General features: G+C 41.2%; 25 protein-coding genes and 1 tRNA gene. 13 read left to right on the forward strand and 13 right to left on the reverse strand.

Annotated elements, in window-relative coordinates; all coding sequences use genetic code 11:
- Positions 1 to 96 precede the first annotated feature (96 nt).
- Positions 97 to 1,407 carry a PepSY-associated TM helix domain-containing protein gene (locus tag ACKWCF_RS04650; RefSeq protein WP_409479535.1) on the forward strand — a complete coding sequence of 437 codons (1,311 nt, stop codon included), beginning with the start codon at positions 97 to 99 and terminating at the stop codon, positions 1,405 to 1,407.
- Here the strand turns inward: ACKWCF_RS04650 and ACKWCF_RS04655 are convergent.
- From ACKWCF_RS04655 to ACKWCF_RS04675, 5 genes are all read right to left on the reverse strand, one after another.
- Positions 1,373 to 2,302: a phospholipase A gene (locus tag ACKWCF_RS04655; RefSeq protein ID WP_409479536.1), complete on the reverse strand. Its 930-nt coding sequence runs from the start codon at positions 2,300 to 2,302 to the stop codon at positions 1,373 to 1,375. The two genes, ACKWCF_RS04650 and ACKWCF_RS04655, sit on opposite strands and share 35 nt — an antisense overlap.
- Positions 2,303 to 3,610 carry an NAD(P)/FAD-dependent oxidoreductase gene (locus ACKWCF_RS04660; RefSeq protein WP_409479537.1) on the reverse strand — a complete coding sequence of 436 codons (1,308 nt, stop codon included), beginning with the start codon at positions 3,608 to 3,610 and terminating at the stop codon, positions 2,303 to 2,305.
- 9 nt (positions 3,611 to 3,619) lie between these two features.
- Positions 3,620 to 4,372: a monofunctional biosynthetic peptidoglycan transglycosylase gene (gene mtgA / locus ACKWCF_RS04665; RefSeq protein WP_409479538.1), complete on the reverse strand. Its 753-nt coding sequence runs from the start codon at positions 4,370 to 4,372 to the stop codon at positions 3,620 to 3,622.
- A gap of 74 nt (positions 4,373 to 4,446) precedes the next feature.
- The gene (locus ACKWCF_RS04670; RefSeq protein ID WP_409479539.1) at positions 4,447 to 4,785 is read right to left on the reverse strand and encodes an ankyrin repeat domain-containing protein; all 339 of its coding nucleotides are present in this window, start codon (positions 4,783 to 4,785) and stop codon (positions 4,447 to 4,449) included.
- A gap of 3 nt (positions 4,786 to 4,788) precedes the next feature.
- Positions 4,789 to 5,529 (reverse strand): YkgJ family cysteine cluster protein, encoded by a 741-nt coding sequence (locus ACKWCF_RS04675; protein ID WP_409479540.1) that lies wholly within the window; start codon positions 5,527 to 5,529, stop codon positions 4,789 to 4,791.
- A 116-nt stretch (positions 5,530 to 5,645) separates the two neighbouring features.
- Here ACKWCF_RS04675 and ACKWCF_RS04680 point away from each other — a divergent pair, with 116 nt between their 5' ends.
- Positions 5,646 to 6,134, forward strand: coding sequence for a cupin domain-containing protein (locus ACKWCF_RS04680; protein WP_409479541.1), 489 nt, complete (start codon positions 5,646 to 5,648; stop codon positions 6,132 to 6,134).
- A gap of 48 nt (positions 6,135 to 6,182) precedes the next feature.
- Positions 6,183 to 6,572 (forward strand): GNAT family N-acetyltransferase, encoded by a 390-nt coding sequence (locus ACKWCF_RS04685; protein WP_409479542.1) that lies wholly within the window; start codon positions 6,183 to 6,185, stop codon positions 6,570 to 6,572.
- Between the two features lie 2 nt (positions 6,573 to 6,574).
- On the opposite strand, the gene ACKWCF_RS04690 is transcribed toward ACKWCF_RS04685, so the two are convergent.
- Together ACKWCF_RS04690 and ACKWCF_RS04695 are read right to left on the reverse strand one after the other, a co-directional pair.
- Positions 6,575 to 7,210, reverse strand: a complete 636-nt coding sequence (locus ACKWCF_RS04690) for a septation protein IspZ (protein WP_409479543.1) — start codon at positions 7,208 to 7,210, stop codon at positions 6,575 to 6,577.
- A 46-nt stretch (positions 7,211 to 7,256) separates the two neighbouring features.
- Positions 7,257 to 7,667, reverse strand: coding sequence for a hypothetical protein (locus ACKWCF_RS04695; RefSeq protein WP_409479544.1), 411 nt, complete (start codon positions 7,665 to 7,667; stop codon positions 7,257 to 7,259).
- A gap of 294 nt (positions 7,668 to 7,961) precedes the next feature.
- Between ACKWCF_RS04695 and ACKWCF_RS04700 the strand changes: the two genes are divergently transcribed.
- Positions 7,962 to 9,491, forward strand: coding sequence for an FG-GAP repeat protein (locus ACKWCF_RS04700; RefSeq protein WP_409479545.1), 1,530 nt, complete (start codon positions 7,962 to 7,964; stop codon positions 9,489 to 9,491).
- A 1-nt stretch (position 9,492) separates the two neighbouring features.
- Here the strand turns inward: ACKWCF_RS04700 and ACKWCF_RS04705 are convergent, their stop codons facing one another.
- From ACKWCF_RS04705 to ACKWCF_RS04715, 3 genes are all read right to left on the reverse strand, one after another.
- The gene (locus ACKWCF_RS04705) at positions 9,493 to 10,053 is read right to left on the reverse strand and encodes a hypothetical protein (protein WP_409479546.1); all 561 of its coding nucleotides are present in this window, start codon (positions 10,051 to 10,053) and stop codon (positions 9,493 to 9,495) included.
- Between the two features lie 43 nt (positions 10,054 to 10,096).
- A tRNA-Arg gene (locus tag ACKWCF_RS04710) sits at positions 10,097 to 10,173 on the reverse strand.
- 72 nt (positions 10,174 to 10,245) lie between these two features.
- Positions 10,246 to 11,136 carry a hypothetical protein gene (locus ACKWCF_RS04715; RefSeq protein WP_409479547.1) on the reverse strand — a complete coding sequence of 297 codons (891 nt, stop codon included), beginning with the start codon at positions 11,134 to 11,136 and terminating at the stop codon, positions 10,246 to 10,248.
- Positions 11,137 to 11,224: 88 nt separating this feature from the next.
- Between ACKWCF_RS04715 and ACKWCF_RS04720 the strand changes: the two genes are divergently transcribed.
- The 9 genes from ACKWCF_RS04720 to ACKWCF_RS04760 all read left to right on the forward strand — a co-directional run bounded on the left by ACKWCF_RS04720 (position 11,225) and on the right by ACKWCF_RS04760 (position 19,761).
- A complete protein-coding gene (locus ACKWCF_RS04720; RefSeq protein ID WP_409479548.1) occupies positions 11,225 to 12,418 on the forward strand; it encodes a hypothetical protein in 1,194 nt (397 codons plus the stop codon).
- On the forward strand, positions 12,382 to 13,137 hold the full coding sequence (locus tag ACKWCF_RS04725) for a hypothetical protein (protein WP_409479549.1): 756 nt from the start codon (positions 12,382 to 12,384) through the stop codon (positions 13,135 to 13,137). The genes ACKWCF_RS04720 and ACKWCF_RS04725 overlap by 37 nt, the downstream gene beginning before the upstream one ends.
- 59 nt (positions 13,138 to 13,196) lie before the next feature.
- Entirely contained in the window at positions 13,197 to 14,762 is a 1,566-nt protein-coding gene (locus ACKWCF_RS04730; RefSeq protein ID WP_409479550.1) for a hypothetical protein, read from the forward strand.
- A gap of 71 nt (positions 14,763 to 14,833) precedes the next feature.
- Positions 14,834 to 16,471 (forward strand): DUF1501 domain-containing protein, encoded by a 1,638-nt coding sequence (locus tag ACKWCF_RS04735; protein ID WP_409479551.1) that lies wholly within the window; start codon positions 14,834 to 14,836, stop codon positions 16,469 to 16,471.
- Positions 16,464 to 17,195, forward strand: coding sequence for a hypothetical protein (locus ACKWCF_RS04740; RefSeq protein ID WP_409479552.1), 732 nt, complete (start codon positions 16,464 to 16,466; stop codon positions 17,193 to 17,195). The genes ACKWCF_RS04735 and ACKWCF_RS04740 overlap by 8 nt, the downstream gene beginning before the upstream one ends.
- Positions 17,192 to 17,755: a c-type cytochrome gene (locus tag ACKWCF_RS04745; protein ID WP_409479553.1), complete on the forward strand. Its 564-nt coding sequence runs from the start codon at positions 17,192 to 17,194 to the stop codon at positions 17,753 to 17,755. Before ACKWCF_RS04740 ends, ACKWCF_RS04745 begins: the two co-directional genes overlap by 4 nt.
- Before the next feature lie 13 nt (positions 17,756 to 17,768).
- On the forward strand, positions 17,769 to 18,239 hold the full coding sequence (locus ACKWCF_RS04750) for a hypothetical protein (RefSeq protein ID WP_409479554.1): 471 nt from the start codon (positions 17,769 to 17,771) through the stop codon (positions 18,237 to 18,239).
- Complete coding sequence (locus ACKWCF_RS04755) at positions 18,211 to 18,726, forward strand: YceI family protein (RefSeq protein WP_409479555.1); 516 nt, start codon at positions 18,211 to 18,213, stop codon at positions 18,724 to 18,726. The genes ACKWCF_RS04750 and ACKWCF_RS04755 overlap by 29 nt, the downstream gene beginning before the upstream one ends.
- Before the next feature lie 159 nt (positions 18,727 to 18,885).
- On the forward strand, positions 18,886 to 19,761 hold the full coding sequence (locus tag ACKWCF_RS04760) for a hypothetical protein (RefSeq protein ID WP_409479556.1): 876 nt from the start codon (positions 18,886 to 18,888) through the stop codon (positions 19,759 to 19,761).
- Here ACKWCF_RS04760 and ACKWCF_RS04765 read toward each other — a convergent pair.
- From ACKWCF_RS04765 to ACKWCF_RS04775, 3 genes are read right to left on the reverse strand one after another with little or no spacing between them, the layout of a single operon-like run.
- Complete coding sequence (locus ACKWCF_RS04765; protein WP_409479557.1) at positions 19,756 to 20,526, reverse strand: YihY/virulence factor BrkB family protein; 771 nt, start codon at positions 20,524 to 20,526, stop codon at positions 19,756 to 19,758. The genes ACKWCF_RS04760 and ACKWCF_RS04765 overlap by 6 nt on opposite strands.
- A 29-nt stretch (positions 20,527 to 20,555) precedes the next feature.
- Positions 20,556 to 21,455 carry an MBL fold metallo-hydrolase gene (locus ACKWCF_RS04770; protein ID WP_409479558.1) on the reverse strand — a complete coding sequence of 300 codons (900 nt, stop codon included), beginning with the start codon at positions 21,453 to 21,455 and terminating at the stop codon, positions 20,556 to 20,558.
- Complete coding sequence (locus ACKWCF_RS04775) at positions 21,445 to 22,263, reverse strand: lysophospholipid acyltransferase family protein (RefSeq protein WP_409479559.1); 819 nt, start codon at positions 22,261 to 22,263, stop codon at positions 21,445 to 21,447. Before ACKWCF_RS04775 ends, ACKWCF_RS04770 begins: the two co-directional genes overlap by 11 nt.
- Positions 22,264 to 22,269 lie beyond the last annotated feature (6 nt).

The following is a 22,269-nucleotide window of genomic DNA, read 5'->3' on the forward strand; positions in this document are numbered from 1 at the left end:
AAAGCACGGGCTTTGGCGACAGTAAAAACCAGCCTGCAACATCATGTTGCGCTGATTTTTGCAGCCGATTTTATAAACTGCCAAAAAAGGAAAAGAATGAGCAAATCTTATTTTTATTACCGTGTGTGGCGCTGGCATTTTTATGCAGGTTTAATCGCTATTCCCGTGTTTCTAACATTAGCTGTAACTGGCAGCATTTATCTTTTTAAACCACAACTAGATCCGATCGTGTATTCGCAACTCTTACGTGTGACTCCGGAAAGCTCTGTGCTCGTAGATTCAGACCTAGTGGCTGAAGCTAAACGCCAATTCCCAGAGGCTCAGGTTGAGTATTATATTCCCCAAGATGCGCCGCAAACCAGTGCCGCAATCGGTATGGTGGGGAGTGATAAATCTAAGTTCGATGTTTTTATTAACCCTTACACCGGAAAGTTTTTAGGAAAGCGTGACCAAGAATCTTATTACCAAAACGTGGTTAAAAAAATTCACGGCGAACTTCTCTTAGGTGAAAAGGGTGATTGGATCATTGAACTGGTTTCTTGTTGGGGGTTAATTTTAATTTTGACCGGGTTATACTTATGGTGGCCACGCGATAAAAAAATCTATGGCGTGTGGATTCCACGTTTACGTGAAGGAAAAAGAACTTTCTGGCGTGATCTGCATGCGGTGATCGGTGTTTATAGTTCGATCTTTATTTGTTTTTTAATTATCACGGGTCTTCCTTGGTCGGGCTTTTGGGGCGATCGTATTGCTAAAGTGTGGACGCGTTTTCCGGATCAACAGTACACGAACGTGCCGCAGTCAAATATTTTGGCGAAAGAATTAAACCAAGGTGAACAAATTGTTCCATGGGCTGTTGAAAATTCAAAACTTCCGCTCTCGGTGATTAACGGCAAAAATCAAATCAGCATTGATGCGATTACTCAGTATGCCCGCGAAAAGAAAGCTCCTGCCGGTTATAAAATCGCCTATCCCAAAGGTGAAACGGGTATTTTTACAGTTTCAGCTTTTCCCGGTGATCCGAAAAAAGAAATCACCATTCATATTGATCAGTACAGTGGTAAAGTTTTAGCGGATATTAACTATTCACACTACAGTGCTTTTGCAAAAGCGGTCGAATACGGCATTGCTTTACACCAAGGACAGTATTTCGGTTGGTTAAATCAGCTCATAGCGTTTTTGACTTGCTTGGCGCTGATCGTCATTTGTATCAGTGGCGCCATTATGTGGTGGAAAAGAAAACCACAAAAAGGGTTGGGTGTTCCGCCAGAGGTGGCTCCTGAAAAAAGAAGCCCACTGGCCACGTGGATTATTCTGGGAGTTTTCGCAGTGGCCTTTCCATTGGTAGGAATTTCTTTAGTTGTCGTATTTCTTATTGATTGGTCATTTCGTTACTTTGATTCATAAAGCTATCTAACGAAATACCGATACCATATCTTTCAGTCGGGCGGTTGTATTCAATCAACGATAGACCATAACCTGACTGAATAGATAGAAACCAACGAAAACGATCTTTTGACGGGTATGAATATTTAAAATCAAAACTTCGGTACTGGGCGCCTAATGGCAATTGTAAAGACAGCGAGTGCTTGCCGAAAGTTTTATATAATTCAAAACTTCCGTGGCCCATGTATTTAAGAATATCAGAGTTATCATCTTCGTTAGATTTTTCAGGTAATCTGATCCAGCCAGTAAAAAACAACATGTAGCCGCTGTTTTGAAAAAGCCCACGGGCAAATAAGCGGTCCCAACTGCGCGAAAGAATTTCGATCTGACCATTGGATTGATGTGCATAACCTGCATCAAATCCCATAAAGTCAAAACCAGCTACTTTTGAAAAACTACGATCAATATGTCGCAGAAATAACTCAGGCATATAGTTTGTTTCACGAAATGGTCTAGACCAGTTTGAATTATAAACCTGCCACCAAGCGTGGTGGGTGTAGGCAAAATTTAAATCAAAATCGGTATTTAAAAACTTACGATCAATCGGAAGTAAAAAGCTCACCTGAAATTCAGCTTCTGTTTTTTTATAAACATCGCCTTTTTCATTAGGCACCGCTGACTTCATGGCTTGATAGATATCTTCATGCGGGATGGTGTTGTACACCACGGGTAAAATAAAAGTACCACGGTGCGGAAGTAGGGTGTACTTCGTTTCTAGTAACTTTTCGTAATTCTCGCGCTCTTTTTTAAACGGGTCAGAAGGTATTACTGGTTGTTCTGTTGGTTGTGCTTCTTGCGCGTAAGTAGAAGTCGCAAGTAACAAAAGAGCTGTAAGAAAGAAAATAATATTTTTCATTTAGTCTTTCAAACGCCATTCGCTTTCAGTGATTAAACGAGCGCCACGTTTTGAAAACAGGTAGCTCCAAGCCCATTGAGTCATGACCGCTACACGGTTTTTAAAACCAACCAGATACAAGATATGAATAAAAAACCAAGCCATCCATGCCATAAAGCCTGTCATCTTTAAACGGCCTGCCTGCATTAAAGCGCGATTTCTTCCAATCGTGGCCATTTGGCCTTTGTCGAAATATTTAAAGTTATCGATTTTCTGACCACGGATAAGTGATAGAATTTTTTTACCTGCGTAGGCACCACCTTGAATCGCAGCAGGGGCTAAGCCTGGCACAAATTGGTTTTCACCCATTTGAATTGAAGCTAGATCGCCAACTACAAAAACTTCTGGATGGTTTGGCAGTGATAAATCTGGATTTACTTTAATGCGACCTGCACGGTCACGTTCAACATCTTCATCAAAGTTAATTGGCGCCGCTTGCACACCGGCAGCCCACAGCACACAATTTGATTTGATAAATTCATTCGGAATATAAACACCATCAGCTGTGATTTTTTCAACACGAGTCGATGTGCGAACTTCGACACCTAAATCTTCTAGATCTTCTTTGGCTTTTTTAGAGAGGTCTTCAGAAAATTGCGCCAGCACTCTTGGCCCGGCTTCAACTAAGATCACACGCGTTTGTGCGGGATCAATATTTTTAAAGTCATTCAGTAATACCGTACGGCTGATATCAGCAATAGCTCCAGCTAATTCAACACCTGTTGGACCGCCGCCCACAACAACAAAGTTTAACAGGGTAGATCTGATTTCAGGATTCACTTCATTTTCTGCGCGTTCGTAAATTGATAAAATTCTTTTTCTGATTTCTGTGGCTTGCTCGAGTGTTTTTAAGCCTGGTGCAAACTCCTGCCAAGCGTTGTTGCCAAAATAAGAGTGGCGGGCACCGCAAGCTAAAATTAAATAGTCATATTCTAGAAAAATAGATTCTTCTAATTGTGAATGCGCACGATTTGCAATGGTGCGTTCTTTTAACTGAACTTTTTCAATTTTACCTAAGTGCACTTCAACATTTTCGTTATCAGAAAACTGCGCCCGAATCGGAACAGCGATATCGCTTGGATTTAATCCGGCGGTTGCAACTTGGTATAATAAGGGTTGAAACAAATGATGATTGCGTTGATCGATCAGAACAACTTCAACTTCAGATTCGTCAGCTAAAGTTTTAGCGGCGTTTAAGCCTGCAAAACCACCTCCCACAATCACGACAATTTTTTTGCCTTTATCTTTTCCGGGGTGGGTGAGTTTCACTGTGGACTCCTAGTCTTCGTCTTCGGTATCAAACTTTAGATCAAAAAACTCAGATAGAGAAGATTCGTCATCACGCGGAATCTGTGGGGAAACACGATTTAATATACGGTGCTGTCTTCCTGTTACATAGGCAGACGGGCGATCAATACGAAATTTACGCGGGTTAGGCAGAACAGCAGCGATTAAAGAGGCCTGAGCCGGGTTTAAATTCTTCGCACTTTTTTTAAAGTATTTATTCGAAGCCGCTTCAACACCATACACGCCAGGGCCAAGTTCGATCACGTTTAAGTAAACTTCCATGATGCGCTCTTTAGGCCAAAAGAACTCAATTAAAACGGTGTAATAAGCTTCTAAACCTTTGCGAATCCAATCACGCTTAGGCCATAAGAAAACATTCTTCGCTGTCTGTTGGCTGATGGTGCTGGCACCTTTTTTACGTTTGTGGGTTTCATTGTACTTCATGGCTTTTTCGATCGCGTCCCAATCAAAACCATGGTGATCAAAGAATTTATAATCTTCAGCTTTTAAGACGGCTTTTTGCACGGAAGGCGCAATATCTTCAATAGAAACCCAAGTGTGATCAACGCCGACAAGCTTATCATTCTTATCGTCAAACGCCGATTCAATAGAACGAATCACCATAAGGGGTGTCATATAGACCGGAACAAAACGGTAGAAAAAAACCACCGCAATGGTGCTTAGAAAAAACAGCAATGTGATTTTTAAAATCAGATTTCGGAATTTAGGCCACAGTTTTTTCATAGCAGTTATAGTTTAGCGCGCGCTTTAAAAAAGTCATTAATCGGGTCTTCGTTTTACGGATTATTGGCCTTTTATCACGGTTTTTTTAGAAATTTGAAGATTTTTTCTAGCAAGCTTGGCTTAGGAAATGCTGTTTGAATCAGCTCTACAAGCTCAGGTTTATTATAATGCTTTGCCGCTTGCAGAGCGGTCATATTATCAAACTCGGACAACAAGTAAGGATCAGCCCCGTTGTTTAAAAGATACTTGGCGATGTCAATATGGTCATTGTTAATCGCCGCTAATAAGGGCGTCGCTAAAATTTCAGGGTGCTGGTAATTTGGGTTTACACCATTACTAATATGGTACTGCACCAGAGATAAATTCCCTGAGCTGGCTGCGCTGTAAAGTTCTTTCCAATCACCCGCCGACATAAATTATAAATTTAATTTCTTCTCGAGCTGCATAAACTCAGGATCTAGCAGATTTTCAAGATCCGCCGCAGAAAATTCAAAAGAAATTTTACGCGCTTCTTGGTAAAACTCTTGCTTTTTAGAAGCCCACTTGTCCCACGCGGCCACAATAAAGAAATCACGTTCGTCTTCATCGGTATTTGGGTCAATGGCCGCTTGGCAGTAGCTTAAAACATTTTCGTTTAAACCCATTTTTTCAATCACCGCGCAAGCTAGTTTCCATTCAAAGTGATTTAAGTATTTTTCAACGTCTTTCCAGTAATCTAAACCTTTTTGCCCTTGGTCGCTTTTGCAAAAATACGAAGTGCAAACACCGGGACGGTAAGTCCAAATGGAACATTGATTTTTTACGCCGTCGAAAAAAGGGCAAAGCAATTCGGATTTTTTGCCAAAACCTTCGCTGCCGAAACTTTCAATTTTACCTTGTTCTTCGGCCGATGGAAAAAGCCCTACCGGAAGCAAAATTCCCCGCGGTTCAGTTTTTGCCAGATCTTCTGAGGTTAAAGCGCCTAAGCTAAAGTTTGGTAGATACGGAAAATATGTGCAGCATTTTAAATGATTTAAAAAAGGCCCCTTATCGCGAGTTAAGCCCGAAGGCTTAACCATGGCGCAGTTATCACAGGTCGCGAGCGATTCTAAACGGCGCGCCGTTAGACGTTGCGATAACCAGTGATCATATCCCTGAGGGTAAATTTGCTGAGCCATAATTCATTACAGAGTGTAACCGAAATTAGCCGTATTGTGTTACAAAATTTTCGCTGCAGAGCGGTCGGCTCAAGTTATGCAGAAACAGTGATATTTAGCAAATCCAGGAGGAAATAATGAAATTGCTTTTTACAACTTTAATCGTGTTATCAACACTTCCCAGTTTGGCCGATAAGGTGCCTGCCGTTGCAACCGCAGATGCAGGTCACGTTATCATCAGCAAAAAAGATATGAAGTGGGGAGCTGCTCCAGCGTCGCTTCCAGCAGGCGCGCAAGCGGCAGTGATTGATGGTGATCCGACAAAAGCCGGTGAATTTACCATGCGACTCAAACTTCCAGCGAATTATAAAATTCAACCGCACACTCATCCTGCGGATGAACATGTGACCGTGATCGAAGGTAGTTTTAGTATGGGGCTTGGTGAAAAGTTCGATGCAAAAAGTGGTCATGTTCTAAAAGCCGGTGATTATGCCCGTATGACGGCCGGAACTAAGCACTTTGCGATGACCACTTCGCCTGCAGTGATTCAACTTCATGGTAATGGTCCGTGGGGAATCACTTACGTTAACCCTGCCGATGACCCGCGTGAAATGATGAAAAAATAATTTTTTTACTAGCCGCCAACACTGATGTTAGGTCAGACTTGATTGCATATGCAAATCGAAGACAAAATCCCTGATCCTACCGAGTACTGTGCTTTAAGAGTGGCTTCTGGTCTTTCTGCAATGTCTCTAGACGCTGCAACACTGGGGCTTCCCAAATCTCTTTACGCTGTCACTCTTAGGCAAGACGGTAAACTCATTGGCATGGGCCGAGTGGTGGGTGACGGGTTGCATGTGCAAGTGGTTGATATCACCGTTGCTCCAGAGTTTCAGGGAAAAGGATTATCTCGCCAAATTATGGAAAGAATTATGGCGTTTATTGACGAGAAAATTCCTAAGTGCGCAGTCGTAAGTCTTTTTGCTGATGTTGATTGGCTTTATCAAAAATTTGGTTTTGTAAAACCGCAGAAATCACAAGGTATGTTTTATAAACGGGTATAGAATTAGCGCGTTCGTTGGCTTGGAAAAACACGAGCTTTTTCCATCAGTGTCCAGATCTGTTTCGGAAGTAAGATTGAAATACCTAACATCACCCACAGGCTGCCTTTACCCAGAATCAATCGTAGGAATAAGGCGTCTTCAAATTGCACATTGAAATTAAGCCATAGGTAAACCAAAGCTTTCACTAAAAAGTAAAAGGCCCAGAAAAGAGTAAAGCAGGCAAAGAAGAAGCGTTTGTCATCTGAGTTGTCGGCAGACGTTTTATTTTGGTTTTCAGCAAAAATTTGGGTGATTGATTTTTCGTTAAAAACCGATAACCCAAAAAACGCTGCAAAAAATAAATTGGTGATCGATGATTCAAGTTTAAAGAAAAACGGGGCTTCAATGTACAGATCAAGTAAACCAAAAATGACGATGATGCCGCTTGAGAAATAAAAGAAGATATCGATTTTGCGTTTATTTAATTTTAACCAGACATATTCAGCCAACGCTAAACCGATTGAAACAATCACGGCGGTCTGAAAGCCCCAAAATAAATTGACCAGATAAAATCCGATCAGAGGACCAAAATTAGAAATTAAAAATGAAAGAATTTTTTTAAATGCCAGCATCGTGTTGTTATTTTCGAACGTAATCATAACAACAATCTATGATCCGTCAATCTATTGCTGTTTGATTTTAAAATTAAGAATTAAGCTTCGGAGTCCCGACAAATTTTTTAAGTTCTAAAACTTGAACTACTAACAGGGGATCACGGCTTTGCGCGACCATAAGTTTAGATTTAAAATCGGCGTACATTTCCGATTCATCAAACAGGGAGTGAACTTCTGTTAAAACTGAACGGTGCAGATCGGCTAGAATTGTTGTTTCGTCGTCTAAAGATTCATCCATACGAACCACAAGGCTAGTGATTTTTTTTAACCAATCGAAATCTTCGTGTGACATTGATAAATGCAAAACATCGTACGGTGACAAAGTTTTTTCATTTTGTGCTTCGTATTTTTCTTTTTGAAATTGCAATAAAGATTTGTGAACGCGCAAAAGTAATTGCGTGATTTTAGTTAAATCGGCTTTGGTATTTTCAGGGGCTGCCATACTTGATAACTACCTAAATTTCGCTTGAGATGCAACCTATTGCCTTTAAAGCCCTTGGGTAAAGGGTTTCAAAGATTTATCTATTTTAACAAGTTAATCCTGTTTCTGCGTTAATTTTAGCTAATAAGTAATGCAATTGTTATGACTGAAATTGACAGAGCTTTAACAGTTTCGAAATGAAATTTCTTTAACATTTTTAACTACTTGAGAAACGTTGGCGGTGTAGGAATTTGTGATCATACCGATAAGTACAGTATTGCTCTCTTTGGACGTGTGTTGTGTGTGGAGTAAAAGATGAAAAATAAATTATTTGTTTTATCAGCTTTAGTCTTCGTATTGGCAGGATGCAAAGAACTTGTGGGAGATTCTTTTGTAACAGATATTCCGCAAGTTTTAGAATCGCCATCAGCTCCAGCGCTTCCACCGGCGGGATTAACTTTATCGTCAACTTCGCTGCGTGTAGGAAGTTTACTGACGATCTCAAGCACTTCGACAGATCTTTCAAGCCCGATTGCTGTAACTATTAATGGAACTCCGGCCCTTGTTTTGAATACTTCAGCCAATCAAATGCAAGTCTTCGTTATGCCAGGATCCACTTCGGGTTATGTGGGAGTTGCAACAAACAGTGGCATCGATTATTCAGCAACACAAGTGACTGTTCAATCGGTGACAGCAGGAGTTTCGTACACACAAGAAGGTGATAAAATCGTGGGTGCGGGAGTTTCGGGAACCGCAGCTTATTTCGGCACATCACTTAAGGTAAGTGCCGACGGAAGCACAGCCGCTATTGGTGGCCCGGTAGACAGTGCGAACGAAGGGGCCACGTGGATTTACACTCGTAACGGCGCAAGTTGGACGCAGCAAGGTTTAAAACTTATGGGTTCAGGTGCTTCGGGTACAGCCATGCAAGGTTTTGCTGTCTCGCTCAGTGCCGACGGTAACACATTAATGAGTGGCGGTGCTGCTGACGATAATCAACTTGGAGCCGTTTGGTTTTTTACAAGATCAGGCACAAGTTGGACGCAGCAAGGTCCAAAAATAGTTCCGACTGATGCGATTGGTGCGCAGGTTCTTTTTGGAATGTCAGGCGATTTAAGCGCCGATGGTAATACGGCCATCATCGGTGGAGTCGCCGACAACAGTCAAGTTGGTGCAGCCTGGATTTATACACGTAACGGATCATCATGGACTCAACAAGCTAAGTTAGTAGCGACAGATTCGGTAGGAACTTCAACACAAGGATATAAAGTGGCCCTAAGCGCTGACGGTAATACCGCCATTGTTGGCGGAGCTATGGATGACGGTATGGTCGGAGCCGCTTGGATCTATACGCGTTCGGGTTCAATTTGGACTCAGCAAGCAAAGCTTATCGGAACAGGACATATCGGAAACGGTGCGATGGGATACAGTGTGGCCATAAATGCAGATGGAAATACAGTGGCGGTGTCAGGCCCTTATGACGACAGCACAAATGGAGCCGTTTGGATTTTTACAAGATCGGGAACAAGTTGGAATGAGCAGGCTAAACTTACGGTTACAGGAAATATCGGACCAGCAAATATTGGTTATAGTGTTGCGCTAACAGCGGATGGTAATACCGCAGTTTTAGGTGGCCCGAATGATAACACCATGGTTGGCGCCAGTTGGGTTTTTACACGATCGGGAACAACGTGGACCGAAAGAACAAAATTGTTAGGCACCGGCGGTGTGGGTAATTCGACAGTTAGTTTATCAACTAGCATCAGTGCCGATGGCAGTGTCATGATGTGCGGTGGATCTTACGATAATTCATTTATGGGCGGCGTTTGGAGTTTTGGTAAGTAGTTTAAGGACACCAATCTTTAGGTGTTACAACCTTAGTAATGTCGGAAGCTTTTATATAAAGAAAATTTTCACCAATAGCTAAACGCAGACGTTGATGGCGTTGTGACTGGCTTGAGACCGTCTGAATTTGTCCGTAGCCAGAACTATCAGTTGAGCTTAAGCCCTGCACATTTTTTAAATTCCATTTAACGTTTGCACTTTCAACGGGTGTTAGATCGGCATCAGTTAAAATCGTACTTATTGTTCCCTCGGATTGGCGACATTTCACTTGATAGTGAATAGTGATTGAATACATCTGCCTACAATTTTGCGTGTTAGAATAACCGAAGCCGACTTCACAAGTATTAAATTTTTTCTCAGAATATCCCAATTTTTCTTTTGGGTAATCCATCCGTAAATACTTTTGTAAGCTTACGACATCGATAATTTCTTCAGTTTTTTCTTTGGGAGCGGTTGGTGTTGTATTTGGGTAAACGATGGATGGTTGTGACTCTTTAACTTGTTTACCTGTACAACCAGCGAATAAAAAAATGAAAGCTAAAATAAAGCCAATGTTTTTCATTCAAAGATTTTTGCATTGATTGGAATTGAAAAAAACTAAAAAATGGTGATTCCGGTACGATTCGAACGTACGACCCTCTCCTTAGAAGGGAGATGCTCTATCCAGCTGAGCTACGGAACCGCCGGTCAATGAAGTAAGAAGCTAACAAATTTGGGGCAGAATGTTAAGCTCTTTTAAAAGCCTTATTGCAAATTATTTCACCACTTCTAAGGGTTTACCCAAATTTAAAGCGCAAAATGACTGCGTTTGGTGCGCTAAAAAAGGCTGACCACTGTCGGTCATCGGGTTTCCGGCAAGATCAGTGAAGCGGCTAAGGTTTGGGCCACTAAACTGTAAACTTTTGCGAATATCAAGTTGTGCGCTCCAGTTTTCAAGTACCAGGGCCGTAAAAGGATCTTTTAAACGAATGGTGAATTGGTAATTCGATTTATCCAGTTTTTTAACTTCGCTATAAAAGAAAAGTTCATGAACATTCGGAGCCATTGGCGCAAGATCCACCGTCGATTTAAGGATTGTCACTTCTTCGCCGCGCGAAGGTGTTGCTGAAACCGCTGTATCGTAACGAAAGTTTAAGTTTGAAGCGCTATCAAAAGGCACAGCCATGCGGCTCACAGTCAGCTGGCACTCGGCAGATTTAACCGAAGCCTGTAATTTAAAATCTAAAACATCTTTCAGTTCTTTTTCGTTGAGCAAAAATTCTTCACCCAAAAAAACTTGGTAAAGGCCCGAATCATTTTGACGAACGTTCGTGGTTGCGCAACTTAAAGTTTTGTAACCTTCTCCAGTTTTCTGGAACAGTAACACACCTTTTTCACCGAGCGGAATATTTTCGCCGTTGCAGTTTAAACCATCTTGGCCTTGCACATCTAAGTAAACGTTTTCGATATAACCTTTAAATACTTTCTCGACACGCACGCGGGCTTTGCCTTCAGAGAGCGCGATCGTTTCAACTTTGGCGATAATCACATCTTTTGATTGTGCCGCCTGCTGGGCATTTGCAAAATCAGCGCAACTGCAGGCGAAGATTTTTTTGCAAAAAAACAAAGATAAAAACAGAGTCGTAAAACCAAGTCTGAAAGTCATACTTGTGCTCCTTTTTTAGGGTTGCGACAACCTAGCAGATATTATTCTGGTGCAAACACTTAATGCCTCTTGTTAGCGGTTTACATTCATGACTGGGCTAATCATCATTGAAGAAATGCGTTTTTTACTTGTATCAGTTTTTCTGCTTTTGTCTGGCATCCAAGCTCACGCTTACCCTGATTTTATCGGGTACGGTTACCGCAGTTGCCTTGTCTGTCATGAATCGGGTGGAGGCGGTGGCGCCTTAACTGACTACGGTCGCGGTGTTTTCGCTTCAGAAATCGCAGCGAATCCACTTCGCAAATGGCTTAACGATGAAGAAGCCGCTCAAGTTTCAAATTTCTTAGGCCCGGTAGAGTTTCCCTTCTGGCTTCGCATGGGTTTTAAATACCGTGCTTTAACCGTTGAACGTTCACCAGGAACAAAACCTAAGCGCCAGTATCACTACAACATGCAAAATGATTTAAACTTTAATCTTTTTGCCAATGAAGCTCATACTTTAGGGCTTATCACAACAATGGGGTATGTTGAAAATCCGATCGCTCTTTATCCGAATAAAACGATGAAAGAAGATTCGTATTTATTTTATCGTGAATATTATCTTAAAGCGAACGTGGCTAAAGAATTTTGGCTCTACGCCGGTATGATGGATAAAGTTTTCGGAATCAAAACGGCAAATCATACAGCCGTGAATCGTGCGCCGTTGTCTTTGGGGCAAAATGACCAAGTTCATGCAGGCTTAGTGCAGTGGGCCCGTAAAGATGAAGATATTTTCCTTCAATACTGGTTAGGTAACTTACATCTGCCCAAAGAAGAACGCCGCCGCGGTGGCAGTGTTATGCTCGATAAAAAATGGGGCAGTATGCACTCCTGGGGATTTAGTTATCTCAACGAAGCTAAAGAAGGTGTAAAACAAAACATTTATTCTCTTCATAACAAAATGGGCTTTCGTGATGGTAACTCGTTACTTATGGAAGGTGGCTATCGCGTAGAAACCACTGAGCAAGATGGCGCCTCGATTAACAGCAACAGTTATTATATTTTCACGCAAAATAATTTAAACCTGACTCGTGGAGTGTTTTTTGTTTCAGGTTTGGAGTTATCAAAAAATACAACGGTTTCATCAAACCCTGAAAATTTACGTTGGGATTTAGGTTTTCTTATTTTTCCAATTCAGAAAGTTGAAGTACGCTTTTCTGGAGTTAACCAAAAAACAATCGGCGCCGAGGACGCAACTAAAGATCAATGGTCACTACAATCACAAATACATTTATCTTTATAGTTACCACACTAAGTCTTAGTTTTGCGTTTGCTGCTGATGAGGCTGTGCAAATTAAAAAACAAGAACGCCAAGAGCTTTTGGAGATGGCCAAAGAAGCTCCCGCGCAAGCTATGCCACCAGCAGCTCCTCCAGCTGCCGGAAAGCAAGTTCGCCGTGTTGTTCGCCGTAAAAAAATTGTTCAAGAAGTTGAAACTGAGCTTACATCAAAAATCGGCATGAATCTGGGCGCCGCTGTTTGGGGTGAACAAATTTTACTTCAATCAGGTGATGGACGTACTGAGAATATTCTTGTTGAATACACTGGTCTTGCGTTGGGGTTAGACTACACGCTAAAAGGCGAGTCGTTGGGATGGAATAGTGCCGTAAAAGGATTGTTCCTTACCGGAAATGCTCAGGCCGAAGGTCAATCTATCACTTATCAAAATAAAGTCGATGCTATCGCTCCAATTTTCGTGAGCACAGGTTTGCGTTTTTATCCGCACGAAAAAGTGAATGTGACATTGAATATAGGCGCTACATTTTACAAATTAAAGCTCGCTGCACCGACTTCAGTCGTTACGAATTATGATTTTAAATACGCTGATAGCATTCAACCAATTGCTCAATTACAGCTGGGTTGGATGGTTGCAGAAAACTGGATGTTTCAACAAGAGCTGTTCGTTAGTGAGAAAAATGAAGCTTCTGTTGGTTGGATCGTCTCACTCGGATACGTTTTCTAAACTAGTCTATACTTTTCAATAAAGACCCCCTTAAACTTAGAGCTGGGGGAACGATAACTATGCGTTGTAAACAGACAATGTTTATTTCTTTATTGGCTATTGTTGTAACGTTTGCACAATCCACTCAAGCAGCGAGTAAGTTAACTGACGTTGAAGTATTCAATCGTTGTTACTTTAAGTTGTTTAAAACGGTTGTGCCTAGAACAGCAAGTTTAGGTAAATCCTTAACCGATGCGATCTACGCGAAAAAGCTTTCAGGTCCCGCGGCCTGTGCTGTATTGCTTGATCAATCTGAATTCTTGGATAACGGTAAAAAGCGTGCAGCTAAATACACGACTTATCCAGCTTTAACAGAGCAAGAGAATAAAAAGTTAATCGCTAACTTTCATAATTTTCACAATACATGGTTTCAGAAAAAAGCGTTTCTTTTCTCATCACTGGGAATCGATATTTCAACTTATGCGATTAAAGATAATGACGAAGCTTCATTATATTTTACGCGCGCTTTATTCGGAAGCAGCATTCCTGTTTCGACGGTGTTCACAGCTACGAAAACATTACGTGGCTTAAGAGAAGCGCCAGATAAAGCGGCAACATCTCGTTGGAAGTCAAAACCAATGAGCATTGTTAACGAAGCTGATTTCGCAGCTCAAAATGGTTTTGTTATGTCGTTTGGACCAACGGCGTCTCTTTCTTCAATTATAGTAAAAGATGAAGATCTAGTGCCATTCGGAAAGCTATATGGTGTTGAAGAAGCTAAGCCATTGATCGTTCCAACCGTGATCATTAATAGTCAAGGCAACGTATCAGCAACTATCCGCAGCCAAATTTCAATGGCGATTGCGGCTAAAAGTAAAGATGTGAACTTATTCGAACACTTAGGTGGCGGTATTTTAGGTTCACAAGCTTTTTACATGAAAAACACAAATTTAGGTATTGGTCAAATTGCTCCGGGTGCCAATAACGATAAAGATGATGTCGTTGCACGTCGTCTTTCAAGTCGTGTTTTTGAAGATTTATTATGTCATCAAATGCCAACATTAACTGAAGCTGACGTGGTGAACGATGTGATTCCGAATTCTCCACACGGTTTTAGAATCAATGCTTCATGTATGGCGTGCCATACATCTTTAGATCCGATGGCTTATTCATTAAGAAATTATGCGCCATACAGAACGGCGGTAAATCACGACAACACAAACTTAACGCCCGAACAACGTGCTAAGGGAACTCCGGTTCTTGGTATCACACGTCTTCCTGCCGTTGCAGGTTCAGGTCACTTTGCTTTACAAAAGCCAATGGGTGCATTGAACTATCGTGATCATACGAATAAATTATTTAAAATTCCGGTTGAAGGTTCGAGCCAGTTAGGTCTTGAGTTGTCAAAAAGCGACGACTTCTATCGTTGTATAGCTAAACGTTACTATAACTTCTTTACCGGTTATGACGTGAACTTAGCTGAGCGTAATGTTCCTGAAGCGAGCAATACGAAAGAAGCTAAATTTCACCGCGCAAGAGTTTTCACACTTGCAGCAAATCTTAAAAAATCTCAAAACATGACTCAAATGATTAAAGAAATCTTCAACACAGAGGCCTTTGTTTATCGCCAATATTCTCCGCCGTGATAAGCGGCGACCGCTGGGGAGCGGTTAGAGAATAAGGGGTTGGCGATTAAATAAATAACAGGGGGAAATAAATGGGGAACGGACAAAGTCGCAGAAAGTTTTTAGAAAACGCTACAAAAAGTTTAGGCTTGGTGGGTATTTCACCAGTGATGTCTAACTTTATTGTGCAAACACTTTCTTCGCAGGTTTTTGCAGCGGGTACTACAAATACAAGCGGATCAGATAAGATCTATATTTTCTTTGCTTTGCCAGGTGGACCTCCACGTTGGTTTTTCGATTTACCATTAACCCCTAATGGTAACACTACAAAATACACTGATGCTTTCTCTCACTCAGGTGTTGCCACGCATGTTGGCATGGCCGGTACGGGTGACCCACAAGCGACTTATAAACCATGGCGCGATCCTAAGAGCGGATACTGGTTACCTCCAGTGTGGGGTTCGAATCCATCTGGCGGAAGCTTTACGAACTGTTTAGCGAATGCCGCTTTTATTCGTGGTGTGGATTTTGAAATTAACAATCACGATTTAGGACGTTTACGTAATCAATCACCAATTATTGGTGGTTATTCGATTGCGGGCTTATTAGCTGAGAAAACTTTTAATGCCTTTCCAGCGGCTTCTTCAGGAAGTGTCACGAGTGCTTTTAAAGCGACTAAGCCGATGTCGCCGGTTGGTCTTAATTATACGGTGAATACGACGACAAATCCGATCTCTTCGACGATGCGCTATTTCTCGGGTAAAGCTCCTGTAGAAAACTTAGCGGTTAGCCAAGCGTTATCAGAGTTTGATAGATATGCCGATAAGAATAACTTTATTCAAAAAAGTTTAACTGAATCAAAAGAAAGATCTGATGCTTTAGTTCAACAGGGTGTTAAGACTTTTACAGATAAATGGCAACCAACTTATGATAAGTATTTATTGAAAGTCAGAGAAGCGATGTCGTTAACTAACACATCAGCTTTTATGGACACTAAGCCAATTACGCCTCCACCGATGAAGAACGGTAACCCAGATATGCGTACACGTCGTGCTGACGGTACATTTATGGGTGATCTTTCTGACTATCGTAATATCGTGAATGATCAAACAACAGTTTCTAACTTAGCAGCTACTTTTGCTACAGTTGAAATTTTAATTACGATGGGTTTAACGCAAGTTGTGACGGCTGACTTAGGAGCGATCTCAAATTTAATTTTTAGTAATGCCGGTGGTAAATTTAATTTAGCTAATGACCAACATTTTATCGGAACATTAGTTTCTACGATTGCCACAACTTTCATGTACCGTGCGATGATCAATTGCACAGAAGAGTTAGTGTTAACGTTAAAAGAAAAAGGTCTGTTTGATAAAACGATCATCCAATTCGGTGCTGAATTTAACCGTACTGCAAAAGCCGATGGTTCTGGTTCAGACCATGGTTTCAAAGGTTGTTCAGTTCTGTTAATTTCAGGAATGATTAAGAAAACACTTGTTCTAGGAAATGTAAAACAAGATGAATCTTCGACTTATAAAGGCCACTGGGGTATGGCAGCGCCTCACCCAATCGCGGGTAACGATTATCCATTACGCTTAAATGACGTATGTAAAACGATCTGCGGTATGTTAGGTCTTAGAAACGTTTCGAACAATGGTGAATACATTCTGCAAAACAACGGTTCTCAATGGGAAGCTTTTACAGGCACTAAAGGAGAGGCGAAAAATGTTTAAGTCAATGTATGCTCGAATTTCATTAGTGATCGTTTCTTTATTTGTGATGGTTCATTTCCAAAACTGTGCGCCACAAAAAGAGGACTCAGTTTTCGATTCAATGAACAATGCGGGAACCATTGAACAGATCCACAAAGACAACGATCATGGTAAAGAAATACCGACAGAAGAAAAAGTGGCGATGGAGATTTCAAAATCTTTATTAGACCGCTCAATGATTTATTCACTATTCATTGATATCTTCGGCCCGGATGCCGCCATGGTGACAGCTCTAAATCAATTACGTGCTGAGCGTGCGGTATTTGGTGGTCCTTGTTCAATTTATGAAAATTTTAAATCGGCTCGTAACGGATTTAAAATGGATTCAGAAGCTGAAAGTTGCGCCAACTCAGAAACAGCGAACAACTTAGCGGCTCCGGTAAATCCAGTTGCTAACGTGTTACAACAAGCTTTAGTGAATGATGTTTGCCAACAAATGATTGGTAACGCAAAAACTTATGCTTACGCCGTGGCCCAGATTAAAGAAAGTCCAAGTGTCGCGATTCCGGCAAATAGTTCAGCCAACGTGTTGAAACTATTTCGCTTATTTTACCGCGGAAAACCAGATCCAGACGCATCACTTGTAAACAGTTTGCAAGTTTTAGTGGGTGAACCCGCTAGCCATGATGGTTGGAAGATGGCGATTTCAACGACCTGTGTATCAAGTCACTGGCAGGCTCTATGATGAAACTTTGGGGGGCTTTAGTTTTCTTTATAAGTTCAATGGCTGCGGCACAAGAAGTTGTGCCGCTATTTCGCAATGATAGTCTTACGACATTTGTGACAATGCCGTTTCGTTTGCAGGATGACGGTGGTCAATCTATGCCGATCGTTAGCATGGACATCACAAGCTCTAAAGAAAATTGCCAGGGCATGATTGACCCCAAGATCAGTTCTAACTTTTTGGTTAAATGTACAAAAGACGGTCCGTTATCTGTTGATGTTTACTTTAAAGACTCAAGTGGCTCGATGATGCGTATCGTTTACGATGACATTACCGTTACGAAAATTTCTGAGTCAGCGACAGTGTTACAACCTGTCACTGAAGATCCTGATAAATACAAAGCCGGTCGCGATTTATTTGCGACTTACTGTATGAAGTGCCATCAGGCTGCACACGATAAAGCCAACAAATCAGTATCACAGATCAAAAGTGCGATCACCAACATTGGCAGTATGAAATCAATTAAGCTGACTGATGCGCAAGTTAAATCAATCAGCGATTATCTAAATAACTTAGATTAAGAAAGGGGGATATATGGTTAAATTAAAAAATAGCACAAAAAAAATTGTCCCTCTGTTAGGATTGATGGGCTTACTTCTATTTCAATTTCAAAACTGCGCAAAAAAAGAATTCGCCTTTGAAGATTCTCTGGTTACAGAAACTATGGACTATTTCGAATATCGCTATGAAAAAGCGACTCCGATCTATTTCGAAGTTCAGGTGTTGCCATCAACTTCAGATGCGACTTATCAGTCTTACGATATTTTAGGTTTTGCCACACCGTCAGATGGTTCAGAAGTAGCTATCGACTGGAAAATCAATCTGTATGATACGAGTGGTGCTGCCATTGGCGTTCAAAAAACAGGACAGCTTGCGGCCGGTGACACACGCATCAGTGAAACTTACACAACTTATAAAACAAAAAAAATAGGATCAGCAGTGATTCAAGTGAAAAAAGCAACAGAGGTAAACTATTATGAATACAAAAAAATATACAACTATTAAACTAAGCGTATTAACAACAGCCGTTGTCCTTGCCTTTACAATGAAAGCGCACGCGGGCCAAGTTGAAGCGTCGGTGGTCGTAAATCCTGTAGGTGATTTCACCGCAGAATTTAAAGATATCGATGGTTTTGCTTATGCTGACGGTGATGGTTTTAAAGCCGATGCTTTTACTATTCCATGGTCAAAAGTTGATACCGGCATGAGCGTTCGTAACAAACATACGAAAGAGTACTTTCACGCTGATAAACACCCCAATATCGAAATCATGCAAGCTATCGGTAAAGGTGGCAAAGGTGTCGCTAAAGTTAAAATGAACGGTGAAGAGCAAATCGTTAAGGGAACCTACACAAAAGATGGCAATAACATCGTGGCAGAATTTCCTGTGATTTTAAGTAAGTTTAAAGTAACGAATATTAATTTTAAGGGCGCTGGCGTACAAGACGAAGTCAAAGTTAAAGTGACTGTGCCTATCAAAGCTAAAAAGTAATCCCATTTTGAGACAGTGTCGGGCCGAGGGTGTAAAATGGCCTGACACATGTATGCATAACGCTTACACCCGTATCAAGTCGCCACAATCAGACACGAATAAACAAATTTAAGACGGCACAAGTTTCGCTTTATATCTTCTCTGGGTGGGGGAAATGATATGAAGCACATTTTATTTCTGAGTTTAATTATTGCGGCGCTTGTCGCCAATGCTCAAGAGTTCCAAGTTAATGTTGTCGAAGCAGATCCTAATCTAGAAATTAAAATCCAAGGCGCTGAAACAGAAGCACAAGCTGTTCAAGACTGTGTGGGTTGTAATGCGAACCCCTCACTGGCTCCACAACCGGTGGCGACGATTGCTGAAACCGGAGCTCACTTAGATAGAATGAGTTCTTCAGAGGGCTGGCAGAACGCTTGTACTGAGTTTGTGCAAGATGGTCAGATTGGCCAGTACGGCGAAAAAATTGTGAACGAAGTCATGAAAAGCCAAAACGTAAATATCAAAAAAGGTGATACCGATCTAGTTTCACTTTGTCCAAATTATCCAGTGATGGATGAGGGCAGTAAGGCGAACGTTTTTTTAATTATTTTAACTTCAATGGCCTTTGAAGAAAGTACCTGTAACAACAATGAAACTGCGCGTGGCCCTAACGGAACAGCCAGAGGATTCTTTCAGTTACACTCAGGCAAAGAAGGTTCTTACGGTCCAGAGTGCAGAAACTATGATAGCCGTACCCCTGAAGGAAGTATCACTTGTGCGGTGAGCATCATTAATAAAGAAATGGGCGCAGGTAATTTATTCGATCAAGGCAGTCACTGGGATGTGTTGCGCCCTATGCGCTGGGATAGAAAAAGAAAAAAATACTTTCCAAATCCTTCTTATGCACAAATCAGAAGTGCAATTACTGAGTTTCCAGCTTGTTATGAAAAACAAAGTACAGCCCAGAATGCGAATACGAATGTACACAAGCAATTATTCCAAGTGATGGATAAAAAGATTTTTCACAAATCTGAAGTTGTAGAATTTGACTTATAAGGCCTTACGAAAATACTTTTGTTGCAAGAAGGCGCACAGTGATGCGCCTGAAAGCACGATACACCACACCACTAATAACCAAAGCATAAAAATTGGAAACGACGCTAACGAACCGTAGATTTTATTTTGTCTAAAAACTTTTAAAGAAATCCATAAAAACGAACTTTGCACTAACGAAATTCCGAAAGCGGCAAGACAGGCGCAAATGAGGCTGGCGCGTTTTGAAACTTTCGTATCGGGAATAACTGCGTATAAAATCCATAACGCAAAGCCGATCACTAAACCGAATAAGAATTGCTGGTGAATGGTGTTGCCTAATTTTTCAATGATCTTGACCGAGCGTAGACCGATAAATCCCGCAAGGAGTGCAGGTAAGCTGATCAGTACAATTGAGTGAAGCCACATGCGTTGGATAAATGGTTTGCGTGGCTTAATGCGCCACAAGTGATGAAAAGCCGTGTCGATATTTCTAAATAAGCCAACGGTTGTAAAAATAAGAAAAATAACCCCTGTGTAACCTAAGGTTTTAGATTGGATTTTTGTTACCGAAGTTTTTAGGTATTGTGTGACGGTATTACCGGTCGCTTCTTTTAAATACGACATAAGTAAACCTTCAACTTGCGGGTAAATTTTTTCTAATTCACCGACAGATTGGAAGACCGCTAAGATAACCACTAAGAAGGGAATCACTGCAAATAGGGTCGAGTAAGAAAGGCTGGCTGCTGCAAAACGAATTTCAGCAAACTCGTCTGTCAGCTTTCGCAAGAAAGTTTTGATATTGCTAAGAATTGATTTTATTCCAGCCAGAAACGTTCCTTTACTTTAAAGTCGGCCTTATCGGGCTCGACAGTAGCTACGTCACAGTATGGGTCATGTTCAAAAAAGAAATAAGTCTTTTTATCTAATGAAGATTTTAAAAGCTGGGCTTTCTCTTCGATCACTTGGAGAGGGTGTAAATCATAGCCCATGACCCAAGCCGATCTTACGTGTGTTGAAGTGGCGATCACATCGCCGCAGTAAATGAGCTTTTGCGCATCGTCTTCAACGATCACAACTTGTTGGCCTGTTGTGTGGCCATTAGAAACCCATACTGAAATATTCGGTAAAAGATCTTTTTTAGAACCATCAACTAACGTTAATTTTCCGGCCTCTAAAAGCGGTTCAAAGTTGGGTGCTAAGTAACTGGCTTTTTCGCGTATATTAGGGTGCTGGGCTGTTTTTAAATTTTCAGTCTGCACATAGTACTTAGCCTTCGGAAAAGTAGGCTTTACTTGGCCGTCAATTTCGCTTGTTGCACCACCAGCATGGTCAAAATGCAAGTGAGTCAGGATCACATCTGTAATGTCTGAAAACGTTAAACCATAAGCTTCTAATGATTTTTTAAGACTAGGGCCAGAAGTATCTACACCGTAAAGTTCGGCAAACTTAGCTCCCAATTTGTCGCCGTATTTCGCGATAAAATCACCACCGTTACCGGTATCAATTAAAACATTTCTGTCTTTTGATTTTAATAATAAAGCGCGCGCTTCCATTTCGATACGGTTTTGTTCATCGGCAGGATTGGTTTTCTCCCACAGAGCTTTTGGTACAGTTCCAAACATCGCGCCACCATCAAGACCAAATAGTCCTGTCGGAAGCGGAATCACTTCGTAGCCGCCAATGTTTAAGTGAATTTTTGCGTGATTAGCCTTCATTCTCAGTTCCCTCTTCGGTTGTTAATTCCTGCAGGGTCTTCTCGCTGTTATCCTGTGCTGTTTCGTCAGAATCATCCATTAAGTCATCTGGTACAATTGATGGATCAATGGTTTTTACCCAGTTAATATAATTTTGTTGAACGATTTCAATATTTGTTGGCTCTTGAACCGGGCCGATATGAACAGTTAATTTACCAGGCTTTGCGAAGATCGCACCCTTTGGCCAAAGTTTAAGATTACCTTCAATGTATAAAAATAAAATCGGTGTTTTTGTTTTTTCGGCAAAGATACTAATTCCACGTTTAAACTCTTGCAGCTTGCCATCTTTTGAACGTGTGCCCTCAGGAAAGATAATGAGCCACATGCGGTCTAATTCTTTGAGTAGTGTTAGAATTAAATTTACCGCTTCCCCTTTACGGTCTTTGCGGTCAATCGGAATAGCACCTAAACAGTGAGCCGAAAAGAACGTAAATAACGGGTTTCTAAAGAAATAATCTTTGGCCGCTGCCATATAAAGATCAAACCAGTGTTTACGCGGAATACTTGCGGCAATCGAAGTCGCATCTAAGTGGGATGCGTGGTTTGAAATGATAATTAATTTTTTATGTTTAGCATACAGCTCATTAAAATCGCCACCTTTAACAGTTAAGCGAATGTACATGGTGTAAAACCATTTTTTTAAAATTAAAAACCAAATAAAACGAATTACTTTGCTGGATAGATCATAGTGATGGGTAAATAACGGGAGATGTTTTAAATGTCCCGGTAATTTAGTCCATTGATCGTTATCGTAGTTCCACTCGCGCATTAGTCT

The sequence above is a fragment of the Pseudobdellovibrio sp. HCB154 genome (genome assembly GCF_046267985.1).
Taxonomy (GTDB): Bacteria; Bdellovibrionota; Bdellovibrionia; order Bdellovibrionales; family Bdellovibrionaceae; genus Pseudobdellovibrio.

Excerpts from the sequence above, each read along its gene's own strand:
- ACKWCF_RS04725 (WP_409479549.1), top strand. The coding sequence starts at position 12,382 with ATGGTCACTACAATCACAAATACATTTATCTTTATAGTTACCACACTA.
- ACKWCF_RS04760 (WP_409479556.1), top strand. The coding sequence starts at position 18,886 with ATGAAGCACATTTTATTTCTGAGTTTAATTATTGCGGCGCTTGTCGCC.
- ACKWCF_RS04755 (WP_409479555.1), top strand. The coding sequence starts at position 18,211 with ATGAATACAAAAAAATATACAACTATTAAACTAAGCGTATTAACAACA.
- ACKWCF_RS04720 (WP_409479548.1), top strand. The coding sequence starts at position 11,225 with ATGACTGGGCTAATCATCATTGAAGAAATGCGTTTTTTACTTGTATCA.
- ACKWCF_RS04770 (WP_409479558.1), bottom strand. The coding sequence starts at position 21,455 with ATGAAGGCTAATCACGCAAAAATTCACTTAAACATTGGCGGCTACGAA.
- ACKWCF_RS04695 (WP_409479544.1), bottom strand. The coding sequence starts at position 7,667 with ATGGCAGCCCCTGAAAATACCAAAGCCGATTTAACTAAAATCACGCAA.
- ACKWCF_RS04650 (WP_409479535.1), top strand. The coding sequence starts at position 97 with ATGAGCAAATCTTATTTTTATTACCGTGTGTGGCGCTGGCATTTTTAT.
- ACKWCF_RS04675 (WP_409479540.1), bottom strand. The coding sequence starts at position 5,529 with ATGGCTCAGCAAATTTACCCTCAGGGATATGATCACTGGTTATCGCAA.
- ACKWCF_RS04750 (WP_409479554.1), top strand. The coding sequence starts at position 17,769 with ATGGTTAAATTAAAAAATAGCACAAAAAAAATTGTCCCTCTGTTAGGA.
- ACKWCF_RS04715 (WP_409479547.1), bottom strand. The coding sequence starts at position 11,136 with ATGACTTTCAGACTTGGTTTTACGACTCTGTTTTTATCTTTGTTTTTT.
- ACKWCF_RS04700 (WP_409479545.1), top strand. The coding sequence starts at position 7,962 with ATGAAAAATAAATTATTTGTTTTATCAGCTTTAGTCTTCGTATTGGCA.
- ACKWCF_RS04655 (WP_409479536.1), bottom strand. The coding sequence starts at position 2,302 with ATGAAAAATATTATTTTCTTTCTTACAGCTCTTTTGTTACTTGCGACT.
- ACKWCF_RS04740 (WP_409479552.1), top strand. The coding sequence starts at position 16,464 with ATGTTTAAGTCAATGTATGCTCGAATTTCATTAGTGATCGTTTCTTTA.
- mtgA (WP_409479538.1), bottom strand. The coding sequence starts at position 4,372 with ATGAAAAAACTGTGGCCTAAATTCCGAAATCTGATTTTAAAAATCACA.
- ACKWCF_RS04745 (WP_409479553.1), top strand. The coding sequence starts at position 17,192 with ATGATGAAACTTTGGGGGGCTTTAGTTTTCTTTATAAGTTCAATGGCT.
- ACKWCF_RS04680 (WP_409479541.1), top strand. The coding sequence starts at position 5,646 with ATGAAATTGCTTTTTACAACTTTAATCGTGTTATCAACACTTCCCAGT.
- ACKWCF_RS04685 (WP_409479542.1), top strand. The coding sequence starts at position 6,183 with ATGCAAATCGAAGACAAAATCCCTGATCCTACCGAGTACTGTGCTTTA.
- ACKWCF_RS04735 (WP_409479551.1), top strand. The coding sequence starts at position 14,834 with ATGGGGAACGGACAAAGTCGCAGAAAGTTTTTAGAAAACGCTACAAAA.
- ACKWCF_RS04705 (WP_409479546.1), bottom strand. The coding sequence starts at position 10,053 with ATGAAAAACATTGGCTTTATTTTAGCTTTCATTTTTTTATTCGCTGGT.
- ACKWCF_RS04690 (WP_409479543.1), bottom strand. The coding sequence starts at position 7,210 with ATGATTACGTTCGAAAATAACAACACGATGCTGGCATTTAAAAAAATT.
- ACKWCF_RS04670 (WP_409479539.1), bottom strand. The coding sequence starts at position 4,785 with ATGTCGGCGGGTGATTGGAAAGAACTTTACAGCGCAGCCAGCTCAGGG.
- ACKWCF_RS04775 (WP_409479559.1), bottom strand. The coding sequence starts at position 22,263 with ATGCGCGAGTGGAACTACGATAACGATCAATGGACTAAATTACCGGGA.
- ACKWCF_RS04730 (WP_409479550.1), top strand. The coding sequence starts at position 13,197 with ATGCGTTGTAAACAGACAATGTTTATTTCTTTATTGGCTATTGTTGTA.